Origin of the sequence: Streptomyces sp. UNOC14_S4 (genome assembly GCF_020740835.1) — a bacterium.
GTDB lineage: Bacteria > Actinomycetota > Actinomycetes > Streptomycetales > Streptomycetaceae > Streptomyces.
This window is the reverse complement of sequence record NZ_JAINFC010000443.1, coordinates 1-6,278: the sequence shown is the minus strand read 5'-3', so window position 1 is coordinate 6,278 and position 6,278 is coordinate 1. Positions and strand designations below refer to the sequence as shown.

7 protein-coding genes are annotated in these 6,278 nt (G+C 70.4%); 3 read left to right on the top strand and 4 right to left on the bottom strand.

The annotated features are described in order from the left end of the window. The 3 genes from K6I34_RS29035 to K6I34_RS29025 form a co-directional block, all read right to left on the bottom strand. Positions 1–490 (bottom strand): DUF6114 domain-containing protein (locus tag K6I34_RS29035; protein ID WP_229330363.1); only part of this gene is annotated, 490 nt, incomplete at its 3' end. Position 491: 1 nt separating this feature from the next. Further along, positions 492–1,112, bottom strand: coding sequence for a DUF6230 family protein (locus K6I34_RS29030; protein ID WP_229330361.1), 621 nt, complete (start codon positions 1,110–1,112; stop codon positions 492–494). Between the two features lie 279 nt (positions 1,113–1,391). After that, positions 1,392–2,654: a cytochrome P450 gene (locus tag K6I34_RS29025; RefSeq protein WP_374231047.1), complete on the bottom strand. Its 1,263-nt coding sequence runs from the start codon at positions 2,652–2,654 to the stop codon at positions 1,392–1,394. 367 nt (positions 2,655–3,021) lie between these two features. Between K6I34_RS29025 and K6I34_RS29020 the strand changes: the two genes are divergently transcribed. The 3 genes from K6I34_RS29020 (at position 3,022) to K6I34_RS29010 (ending at position 4,932) form a co-directional block, all read left to right on the top strand. After that, entirely contained in the window at positions 3,022–4,191 is a 1,170-nt protein-coding gene (locus K6I34_RS29020) for a steroid 3-ketoacyl-CoA thiolase (protein ID WP_229330356.1), read from the top strand. Between the two features lie 73 nt (positions 4,192–4,264). After that, positions 4,265–4,552, top strand: coding sequence for a DUF1778 domain-containing protein (locus tag K6I34_RS29015; RefSeq protein WP_229330354.1), 288 nt, complete (start codon positions 4,265–4,267; stop codon positions 4,550–4,552). Continuing rightward, on the top strand, positions 4,552–4,932 hold the full coding sequence (locus K6I34_RS29010) for a PIN domain-containing protein (RefSeq protein WP_229330352.1): 381 nt from the start codon (positions 4,552–4,554) through the stop codon (positions 4,930–4,932). Before K6I34_RS29015 ends, K6I34_RS29010 begins: the two co-directional genes overlap by 1 nt. 167 nt (positions 4,933–5,099) lie before the next feature. On the opposite strand, the gene K6I34_RS29005 is transcribed toward K6I34_RS29010, so the two are convergent. Then, positions 5,100–6,020, bottom strand: a complete 921-nt coding sequence (locus K6I34_RS29005) for a hypothetical protein (protein WP_229330350.1) — start codon at positions 6,018–6,020, stop codon at positions 5,100–5,102. Between the last annotated feature and the right edge of the window lie 258 nt (positions 6,021–6,278).

The following is a 6,278-nucleotide window of genomic DNA, read 5'->3' as shown; positions in this document are numbered from 1 at the left end:
GAGGGGAGCCCTGCGGCATGGGCGGCAGGGGCGCGGTCTCGGCGTCGGGGCCTGGCGTGGGGGCATCCGGGGTGTCGGTCCCCCCGCCCGGTGGGCCCGGCGGTGACGCCGGAGCCACCGGGGTCCACGCGAAGATCATCGCGCCGCCGACCACGCCCAGGAGCGTGCCGATCAGGAAGCCGCCGAGGTTGGACATCACCAGCGTCGCCGCCGCGACCATGACGGTCACGATCCCGGCGAGCGTGCGGTACTGCGGTGCGAACCAGCCGCTGAGACCCATCACGATCATGACGAGCCCCATGAGGACCGACGGGATGCCCGCGATCCCCTGGTGCAGCATGATCTTCAGGGGCGCCAGGGGGATGGCGCTGATCTCCGCCCCGGCGAGCACGGTCGCCAGCCCGCCCCAGAACGGCCGGCCCTTGCGCCACTGGCGCCACGCCTGCCACGGGTGGCGCCGTGGACGGCCGGACTCGATGCCGGCCGCCACGTCAGAAGCACTCCGACTTGCCCTTGGCGATGCTCATGCTGAGGCCGGAGAGGCTGAAGGTGCCCGCGTTGGTGGCCCAGGCGACCTGCTCCATGTTGTTGATCGTCACATGGTCGGCCTGCTGGGCGAAGAGGTCCTGGAGGCCCTGCGCGCCCTTCGGCCCCTTGTCGAGCGTGGAGGCGTCGCGTCCGATCTCCAGGTTCCTGAACTCGGCGTTGCCGCGGAGCTGGGTGGCGTCGAGGAACAGGTCGGACGCCTTGACCGGGTCCTTGCCCTGGCCCGCGTGCAGGTTCAGCGAGATGTCGCCGATCACGGGGAGGTGGGTGACCACGGACTGGCACAGGCTCTTGATCTCCGCCTTCTTGACCGCGGTGACGGCCACGGGCAGCAGATCGTTGCGGGCGTTGGTGTCGACGCTGCCGTACTGCGCGAAGCCCTCGCCCTCCAGGCTCTTGGCGCTGACCTTGAACTCCTGCCCGGACACGGCGAAGGAGGCCGCCAGCGCCCCGTTGGCCAGCGCGACGGCCAGCGCCGCGGTGGCGGCGAAGCCCGGCACGGCCAGCACGGCGAACTTGCGCCACCTCACGCGGCCTGTGACCTGTCTGCCTTGAGCGTCCTTCATGCTGATGTCCTCTCGTCAAGTCATCACCCCGTGGAGAGGTGCGGCGGGCCTCGGCGATCCCCGGATGGCGCGGTCGCGCGAGCACGGCACACAACGGGCGTGCAAAACGCATACAAAACGCGTACAAGTGCGTACAACGGGCGTGCGACGTGTGACGAACGTGCCGTCCCGGAAGGTGTACCCGAGGGTAAGTCCGCCGGTGGCCGTCGGCAAGGTCCAGGTACGGACCGATTCCGGTCCGGGTAAAGGAAGTTGACGTCATGTCACGTATGTGGTGGGTCAGGCGTAGCGCACCCGGAGTTCCTTGATGCCGTTCAGCCATGCCGAGCGCAACCGCCGTGGTTCTCCGGCCAGTTGGATGCCCGGCAGGGTGTCGGCGATCGCGTCGAAGATCAGGCCGATCTCCAGCGCCGCCAGTGACTTGCCGAGGCAGAAGTGCGGACCGCCGCCGCCGAAGCCCAGGTGGGGGTTGGGGTCGCGGGTGATGTCGAAGTCCTCCGGCCGCTCGAAGACCTCGGGGTCGTGGTTGGCGGAGGCGTAGAAGAGCCCCACGCGCTGCCCCGGCCGGATCTCCGCGCCGCCGAGCTCCGCCGGGCGGACCGCCGTGCGCTGGAAGGAGATGACGGGGGTCGCCCAGCGCACGATCTCCTCGGCCGCCGTGGCCGGCCGCTCGTCCTTGTAGAGCTCCCACTGTCCGGGATGGGTGAGGAAGGCGTGCATGCCGTGGCTGATGGCGTTGCGCGTGGTCTCGTTCCCGGCGACGGCCAGCAGCAGGACGAAGAAACCGAACTCGTCGGAGGCGAGGTTGCCCTCGTCCTCGGCGGCCACCAGGGCGCTGACGATGTCCCGCGCCGGGCGCTCCTTGCGGTCGGCGGCCAGGCCCATGGCGTAGGAGATGAGCTCCGTCGCCGCCGTCGTGCCGACCTCCTCGGTGATGGCCAGTTCCGGGTCGTCGTACGCGACCATCTTGTTGGACCAGTCGAAGATCCGGGCCCGGTCGGCCTGGGGCACGCCGATGAGCTCCGCTATGGCCTGGAGCGGCAGTTCGCAGGCGATGTCGGCGACGAAGTCGCCCGCGCCGCGCCGCTCGGCCGCCGCGACGATCGCCGCGGCGCGGTCCCGGAGCGCGCCCTCCAGCGCCCGGATCGCGCGCGGGGTGAAGCCGCGCTGGACGATCTGCCGGACACGGGTGTGCTCCGGGGGGTCCATGTTGAGCATGATGAGGCGCTGTACGTCGATCTGCTCACGGTCGATGTGCTCGTTGAAGCGGATGACCGCGGTATTGGCCGCCGAGGAGAAGACCTCCGGCCGGGTGGAGACCTCCTTGACGTCCGCGTGCCGGGTCACGGCCCAGTAGCCGTCGTCGTCGAAGCCCGCGGCGCCGTGCCGCTGGGCGATCCACCGCACCGGTGCCGTACGCCGCAGCGCGGCGAATTCCGGGAGCGGCACCCGGTGCGCGTAGAGGTCGGGGTCGGTGAGGTCGAAGCCCTCGGGCAGCACGGATCCGGACAAGGCGACCACCTCGAATGTCTGACGGTGCATCAGATAGGCCGAAGGTAGAGGCGGGCCCTGAGAGTGGCAAGGGCGGGGACGCCATCCGTATGCCGTATCCGTACGCCGCATCCGCGTGCCGTATCCGTATGCCGCCTGTATGCCGTCTGTAGGCCATCTGTCGCGGAGGCCGGGGCGTGCGCGACCCTTGCGGAGCGGGGGCGGCAGGCCCAAGACTGCCGAAGGAACCGGGGAAGTAGAACGCGTACCAGTTCGGCGTGTCTGCCGCGGTGCGTCCGGTCGGCGCGCCGGTTCCTGGCGGGGGAGTGCCCCAGGGGCCACCGGGAGAGCTCCTGGGGGGATACGGCACGGGCCGGGGGCGACGGGACGTCCCCGGATGCCACGAGAGGAAGCGTCCATGGCCGCGGAACCCGTCATCGTCGAAGCCGTCCGCACCCCCATCGGCAAGCGCGGGGGCGCGCTCGCGGGGCTCCACCCCGCGTACCTGCTGGGCGAGACCTACCGCGAGGTGCTCGCCCGTACCGGCATCCAGCCCGACTGCGTCGAGCAGATCGTGGGCGGCACCGTCACCCACGTCGGCGAGCAGTCGATGAACCCGGCCCGTACCGCCTGGCTCGCGATGGGCCTGCCCTACGAGACCGCCGCGACCACGGTGGACTGCCAGTGCGGCTCCTCGCAGCAGGCCAACCACATCGTCGCCAACATGATCGCGAGCGGGGTCATCGACGTCGGCATCGGCTGCGGCGTCGAGGCCATGTCCCGCGTCCCGCTCGGCAGCGGCTCCAAGCACGGGCCCGGCAAGCCGTTCCCCGACGAGTGGAGCGTCGACCTGCCCAACCAGTTCGAGGCCGCCGAGCGCATCGCCCGCAGGCGCGGCCTCACCCGCGAGGACGTCGACGCCCTCGGCCTCCTCTCCCAGGAGCGCGCCGCCCGCGCCTGGGCGGAGGAGCGCTTCAAGCGCGAGACCTTCGCCGTGCAGGTGCCGACCACGGAGGAGGAGCAGTACGCGGGGCAGGGCATGTGGCGGCTCGTCGACCGTGACCAGGGGTTACGCGATACGAGCATGGAGGCGCTCGGCGGTCTCAAGCCGGTCATGCCGACCGCCGTCCACACGGCGGGCAACTCCTCCCAGATCTCCGACGGCGCCGCCGTCCTGATGTGGGCCTCCAAACGCATGGCCCGCGCCCTGCGGCTGCGCCCCCGCGCCCGCATCGTCGCCCAGGCCCTCGTCGGCGCCGACCCCCACTTCCACCTCGACGGCCCCATCGACGCCACCCGCGCCGTCCTGGGCAAGGCGGGCATGTCCCTGCGCGACATCGACCTCGTCGAGATCAACGAGGCCTTCGCGTCGGTGGTCCTGTCCTGGGCCCAGGTCTTCGAGCAGTCCCTGGACAAGGTCAACGTCAACGGCGGCGCGATCGCCCTCGGCCACCCCATCGGCGCCACGGGCGCCCGCCTCATCACGACGGCGCTGCACGAACTGGAGCGCACGGACAAGGAATTCGCCCTGATCACGATGTGCGCGGGGGGCGGGCTGGCGACGGGGACGATCATTCAGCGGCTGTGAGGCGGGGCGGGTTCAGCAGGGCGTCCCGGCGATTCGGTAGGAATGCGTTCCTACCGCGCGCTACCGTGGAGCCATGACCGCAAGAAAGCTGTCGATTTCCGTACCGCCCGAGGTCGAAGAGACGATCAAGGCCGCCGCGGCCGAGGAAGGCAAGCCGGTGTCGGCCTGGCTGGCCGAGGCCGCCGTCGAGAAGGCGCAGACCGCGGCCCTTCACGCGCAGGGCCGCGCCGCCGCGCGCGAGCTGGTCGCGGAGTACGAGAACGAGCACGGCAAGCTGCCCGAGGAGTCCAGGCAGCGCGCCCGCGAGTTTCTCCTGGAGGCCGGTCTGCTGGATGACGAGCCCTGGCCGGCGGTCGGGTAGTGCGCACGATCGTCTACGACACCGGCGCACTGCTCGCCGCCGAGCGCCGCGACCCGGATTTCCTCGCCCTCCACGACGAGCTCACGGCTGCGCACATCCGCCCGATCGTGCCGGTCGTCGTCCTCGCGCAAGCCTGGCGCGGGGGACCGCAGCACCAGATCTCCCGAGTCCTCAAGGGCTGCGACGTCCTGCCCGACGACCAGCGCACCGGCCGGGCGGCGGGCGTGGCCTGTGGCGCCTCGGGCACTTCCGATGTGGTGGACGCGATCGTCGTCTCCACCGCTGTCCAGTACCAGGCCGCCGTGGTCACCAGCGACCCCGACGACCTGGCGCATATCGCCGACTCCCTCGGCGTCAAACTGCGGCTCTTCAACGTCTGAGTGCTGAGGGGCGTGATGCGAGCCCTCATACGTATGCCGTGAGGCGCCGTCGCCGGGCCGGGCGGGCCGGTCGGGCTGCTGCCCGGTGCGTGATGCCCGTGACGGCGGGTCGGTGCGCGGTCGGCCCGCGCCTCCGGCGTGAACGGCGTGAGCGATGTGGGCGGCCGTTACCGCAGGCCGCCGCTCTGGGCGGCCACGGCGACGTTGAGGTTCCCGCCTCCTTCACCGGTCCACGCCATGAACAGCTCGTCCGCCTGCGGGGCGAGGGCCGGGCCGAACGGACTGGTGTCGCCGAAGGTCTGCTTGCCCTCGAACGTCGCTCCGTTGTCCTCCGAGAACTCCAGATTCAGGTTCGTGTTCCCCGACCCCCGCCAAGCGAGCCACATCGCGCCGTCGAAGGAGGCCAGCGCGGGCCCCGCGTCGCTGGTGTCCCCCAGCACGACCTTGTTCTCAAGGCCCTGGATACCGAATCCGCCCTGGGTGTCGGCGAACAGGGCGACCCGGGCGACGTTGAGATTCCCGCCCCCTTCACCGGTCCACGCCATGAACAGGTTGTCCCCGTGCACGACGAGGGCCGGGGCGAACGGACTGGTGTCGCCGAAGACCGTCTTGCCTTCGAATGTCGCGCCGTTGTCCCGGGAGAAGATCAGGTTCAGGTTCGTGTTCCCCGATCCCCGCCAGCCCAGGAACAGCGTGCCGTTGAAGGAGACCAGCGCCGGTCCCGCGTCGCTGGTGTCCCCCAGCACGACCTTGTTCTCAAGGCCCTCGATGCCGAATCCGCCCTGGGTGTCGGCGAACAGGGCGACCCGGGCGACGTTGAGATTCCCGCCCCCCTCGCCGGTCCACGCCATGAACAGCGGCGACGAGGCGAGGGCCGGGGCGAACGGACTGGTGTCGCCGAAGGTCGCCTTGCCTTCGAATGTCGCGCCGTTGTCCCGCGAGAAGATCAGGTTCAGGTTCGTGTTGCCCGACCCGCGCCAGCCCAGGAACAACGTGCCGTTGTCGGAGACCAGCGCGGGTCCCGCGTCGCTGGTGTCGCCCAGCACAACCTTGTTCGTGAGGTCTGGCGACAGAGAATTCCGGGTCATGGATACCTCCAGAGGCGGGGCCGTCATCAGGCCGTATGCCGCCGGGACCGCTCGGAGCACAAAGGCGGGGCCGGGCAACGAGGATGAGAGACCTCGGGCGCGTTCTCGCCCTTGTGGACCTTTGTTCCGGAATTCGAATGTACATCGCGGTTTGTTTGGCCGTAATCACTCACAAGAGTGGATTACGGGCCGGTGGGGAGGCCGCCGTGCGCGGCGGCGACGGCCGTCACGAAGGTCGACCACGAGGTGGTAGGCGGG